This is a genomic window from Amycolatopsis sp. NPDC059021 (genome assembly GCF_042739895.1).
Taxonomy (GTDB): Bacteria; Actinomycetota; Actinomycetes; order Mycobacteriales; family Pseudonocardiaceae; genus Amycolatopsis.
Genome location: NZ_JBHYIQ010000203.1, coordinates 1 through 4,396 on the forward strand (window position 1 = coordinate 1; position 4,396 = coordinate 4,396).

Here is a 4,396-nt window from a genome sequence, read left to right on the forward strand (position 1 = left end):
CTCCTTGAGGGACTCTGGGTCTCTCAAGGAGGCCCCCACGGACCGACCACGGCGAAAGCAGCGTTTCCCGTCCGCGCCGCCGGGTACTCGCCGGGGTGGATCCGCAGGCTACGGAAGGACCCTCGATGCGCGTGGTGATCGCCGGCGCCGGTTTCGCCGGCTACCAGGCAGCCAGGACCCTGGCGCGAACCGCCCCCGAAGGCACCGAAATCGTCGTGGTGAACCCGACGGACTATTTCCTTTACGTGCCCCTGCTGCCCGAGGTCGCGGCCGGGATCCTCGATCCGCGGCGGGTGCTCGTGTCGATTCCCGGGACGCTGCCCGGCGTCCGCCTGGCGCTGGGCACGGTGTGCGGTGCCGACCTCGGCGAGCGCTCGGTGCGTTACCTCGACCCCGAGGACCGCGAGCACACGCTGTCCTACGACCGGCTGGTGCTCGCCGCCGGCAGCGTGACCAAGCTGCTGCCGATCCCCGGGGTGACCGACCACGCGCACGGCTTCCGCGGCCTGCCCGAGGCGCTGTACCTGCGCGATCACGTGACCCGCCAGGTGGAACTCGCCGCCGCGGCCGACGATCCGGCCGAGCGCGAGGCCCGGTGCACGTTCGTCGTGGTCGGCGCGGGTTACACCGGGACCGAGGTGGCCGCGCAGGGACCGGGACTCACCGCCGCGCTCGCCGCCCGCCATCCCGAGCTCGCCGATCAGCCGATGCGCTGGATGCTGCTCGACGTCGCCGGCCGTGTCCTGCCGGAGCTCGACAAGCGGCTGGGCGCGACCGCGGACCGGGTGCTGCGCGAGCGGGACGTCGACGTCCGCATGAAGACTTCCATCGACGAGGCGACCGCCGAGGGTGTCACGCTGACCACCGGGGAGAAGGTCCCCACGCGCACGCTGGTGTGGTGCGTCGGGGTCCGGCCGGACCCGCTCGTCTCGGAGGTCGGGCTGCCGACCGACCGGGGCCGGTTACGGGTGGACGCCACGTTGCGGGTGCCGGGTCATCCGGAGGTCTTCGCCTGCGGGGACGCCGCGGCGGTGCCCGACGCGTCGCGGAAGGGCGAGATCACGCCGATGACCGCGCAACACGCCGTCCGGCAAGGAAAACTCGCCGGGCACAACGTCGGCGCTTCGCTGCGGGAGCGCCCGCTCGGCGCGTACAAGCACCATGACCTCGGCTTCGCGGTGGACCTCGGCAAGGGGCAGGCCGCGGCGAACCCGGTGCGGATCCCGCTGTCCGGGTTCCCGGCGAAACTCCTCACCCGCGGTTATCACCTGATGTCCATGCCCGCCAACAAACTCCGCGTCGCGGCCGACTGGGCACTCGACGCGGTCACCCCGCGGCAGACCGTCCAATTGGGACTCGTCAGGTCCGGGTCGGTCCCGCTGGACACCGCCTCGCCCGAACTGCCCGTGACCCGTCGCTGAACCCGGCCTCGAAAGGAGCGTCCGTCATGCGCGGCACCCCCGAACCCGATCCGGTCCGCGCCGAAGGGCCACCGGTGGTCGTCCACGGTGTCCCCGGCGGCAGGCGGGTGCTCGTCCTCGACCCGGCTGGAGCGAGCAAACACGACGAACTGCCCGCCACCTGGCGTCCGTTCACCGAAGACCGCGAGATCGTCTGGGCCCGGCTGCCCGTGGACGGCGCGCTCCACGCGTGCGAACACGTGCTCGCCCACGCCGACGGGCCGCTCCCGGTGACCGACATCGTCGCGAGTGGACCGTACGGCGAGGAAGCGCTGCTGCTGGCCGAACACCGGCCGTCCGTCGTCCGGTCCGTGCTGCTGGTGGACCCGGCCGCCGAAGGGTTCCTCGAGGCGGACCGGGCGCGGGCCGCCGACGCGGACTGGCTGCGCGACCACGGCAACCGGGTCGCCGGGCTCCGGGACGCGGGGGTGGAGGTCGAGGTTGTCGCGCACAGCACGGGCGATGACGACGACCGGGTGCCCGCGCCGCTCCCGTTAGGACATCCGGACGTCGTATCCGCGCTGGTCGACGCGTTCGACCGGCTGCCGGCCGTGCGCAGGCCCGCCCTGTAGGCACGGCGTGATTGAGCCCGCCGGACAGCGGGTAGCCGGATGACATGGCCGGAGAAACAGCTCGCACGGTCGCCGGCAGGCTGCTCGGCGAGCACCTGGTGCGCGGCCGTCCGGAACCCGGCTCGGAAATCGGGCTCCGGGTGGACCAGACGCTGACCCAGGACGCCACCGGAACGCTGGTGATGCAGGAACTGGAGTCGCTCGGCATCGAGCGCGCCGCCACCGAACTGAGCGTCCAGTACGTCGACCACAATCTCCTGCAGGCGGACGAGAAGAACGCCGAGGACCACGCGTTCCTGCGCTCGGCCTGCCGCCGCTACGGGCTGTGGTTCTCCAAGGCGGGCAATGGGGTTTCCCATCCGACGCACATGCAGCGATTCGGAGTGCCCGGCCGGACGCTGGCCGGTTCGGACTCGCACACCTGCGCGGCGGGTTCGCTCGGGATGCTGGCGATCGGCGTCGGCGGGCTGGAGGTCGCGCTCGCCATCGCCGGGGAACCGCTGTACCTGCGCATGCCGGAGATCTGGGGCGTCCGCCTCACCGGCACGCTGCCGGACCGCGTCTCGGCCAAGGACGTCGTGCTGGAGATGTTGCGCAGGCACGGCGTCGGCGGCGGGCGCGGGCGGATCATCGAGTACCACGGCCCCGGCCTCGCCGGGCTCACCGCGATGGACCGGCACGTGATCGCCAACATGGGGGCCGAACTGGGCGCCACCACCACGGTCTTTCCCGCCGACGAGGCGGTGCGCGAGTTCCTGCGCGCCGAAGGCCGGGAGGACGACTTCCGCGAGATCCTCGCCGATGAAGGCGCCGAATACGACGTGCGCGACGAGATCGATCTGTCCACTGTGGAACCCCTGGTCGCCAGGCCGTCGTCACCCGGTGACGTCGTACCGGTCCGCGAGGCGGCGGGCACGCCGATCGGCCAGGTCGTCGTCGGTTCCTCGGCGAACCCCGGTTTCCGGGATTTCGCCGTCGTGGCCGCGATGGTCCACGGCAAGCAGGCGGCCGGGTCGGTCAGTTTCGACGTCAACCCGACGTCGCGGCAGATCCTCGTCGACCTGACGCGTGCCGGGCACACCACCGAGTTGCTCGCCGCGGGCGCGCGGATCCACCAGGCGGGCTGCCTCGGCTGCATCGGCATGGGACAGGCACCCGCGCCGGGCCAGAACTCGCTGCGGACGTTCCCCCGCAACTTCCCCGGCCGCTCCGGGACGGCCGACGACGCGGTGTGGCTGTGTTCCCCGGAAACCGCGGCCGCGTCGGCGATCACCGGGGTCATCACCGACCCCCGGGAGTTCACCGCCGACGTCGACCCCGGCAGGATCCGACCGCCACGGAAGTCCACAGTAGACACTCGGGTCTTCGCCGCGCCACTGTCCGAAGCGGAGGCAGCGCACGAGGAACTGGTGAAGGGCCCGAACATCTCCGGGCTCCCCGAGTTCGACCCACTCCCGGAGCGGGTCGAAGCCCCGGTGCTGCTCAAGCTCGGCGACGACGTCTCCACCGACGAGATCTCCCCGGCGGGCGCCGCCGCGCTGCCCCTGCGGTCGAACATCCCGAAGCTGGCGGAGTTCACCTTCACCCGGATCGACGCGGACTACCCCGCGCGGGCCGCCGAAGAACCGGCGCATTGGCTGGTCGCCGGGGAGAACTACGGCCAGGGCTCGTCGCGGGAGCACGCCGCGATCGTGACCCGGCACCTCGGCCTGCGGGTCGTGCTCGCGAAGTCCTTCGCCCGCATCCACTGGCAGAACCTCGCGAACTTCGGCGTGCTCGCGCTGGAGTTCGCCGACCCCGCCGATTACGACCGCGTCGAGTGCGACGACGTCCTCGTCCTCGACGAGGCCAGGAGCCGGCTGTCCGATTCGGACACGTTCGCCGTGCACAACCGCACGCGGGACGAGAACTACCAGGCCACGCACCGGCTCTCCCCGCGCCAGCGGGACGCCGTGCTCGCGGGCGGCCGGATCCCGCTGATCGCCGCCCAGCGCGCCGGGTGAACGGCACGCTTCCCGGTGTGGCCCGAAAGCACGACAGAAAGGTGTTCCCCCATGACGATGAGCGCCCCGGACCGCGAATCCCTCGCCCGGCACCTCGCCGACGTCGAATACCCGTGCGGACGCGAAGAACTGCTCCGCCGGTGCGCGGCCGCGGGCGGGGGCGACGAGCTGCTCGGACCGCTCGCCGCCCTGCCCGACGAGCACTACCGCGACCTCGACACCGTGGTCGAGGCCATCTCGGCCGGTCGCACCGGCCGGGGCTGACCGCCCCGGTCACGTCAGGGCCGCACCGAGTGAGGCAGCCTACGTCCGCCGGTAGGTCCGTGGGGGCCTCCTTACGGGACTCTGGGTCCCTCAAGGC

The 4,396-nt window shown here is 72.2% G+C and carries 4 protein-coding genes; all 4 read left to right on the plus strand.

The features are described 5' to 3' along the window. Positions 1-125: 125 nt before the first annotated feature. Genes ACFWX1_RS47875 through ACFWX1_RS47890 form a run of 4 tightly spaced genes read left to right on the plus strand, consistent with a single transcriptional unit; the run spans position 126 to position 4,299 of the window. Positions 126-1,421, plus strand: coding sequence for an NAD(P)/FAD-dependent oxidoreductase (locus ACFWX1_RS47875; protein ID WP_378396601.1), 1,296 nt, complete (start codon positions 126-128; stop codon positions 1,419-1,421). A gap of 26 nt (positions 1,422-1,447) precedes the next feature. Next, on the plus strand, positions 1,448-2,032 hold the full coding sequence (locus ACFWX1_RS47880) for a hypothetical protein (RefSeq protein ID WP_378396602.1): 585 nt from the start codon (positions 1,448-1,450) through the stop codon (positions 2,030-2,032). 44 nt (positions 2,033-2,076) lie between these two features. Next, positions 2,077-4,035, plus strand: a complete 1,959-nt coding sequence (locus ACFWX1_RS47885; protein WP_378396603.1) for an aconitate hydratase — start codon at positions 2,077-2,079, stop codon at positions 4,033-4,035. A gap of 51 nt (positions 4,036-4,086) precedes the next feature. Further along, complete coding sequence (locus ACFWX1_RS47890; protein ID WP_378396604.1) at positions 4,087-4,299, plus strand: DUF2795 domain-containing protein; 213 nt, start codon at positions 4,087-4,089, stop codon at positions 4,297-4,299. Positions 4,300-4,396 lie beyond the last annotated feature (97 nt).

Bases quoted from the DNA above. Each gene is read 5' to 3' on its own strand.
- ACFWX1_RS47875 (WP_378396601.1), top strand. From the start codon at position 126: ATGCGCGTGGTGATCGCCGGCGCCGGTTTCGCCGGCTACCAGGCAGCC.
- ACFWX1_RS47880 (WP_378396602.1), top strand. From the start codon at position 1,448: ATGCGCGGCACCCCCGAACCCGATCCGGTCCGCGCCGAAGGGCCACCG.
- ACFWX1_RS47885 (WP_378396603.1), top strand. From the start codon at position 2,077: ATGGCCGGAGAAACAGCTCGCACGGTCGCCGGCAGGCTGCTCGGCGAG.
- ACFWX1_RS47890 (WP_378396604.1), top strand. From the start codon at position 4,087: ATGACGATGAGCGCCCCGGACCGCGAATCCCTCGCCCGGCACCTCGCC.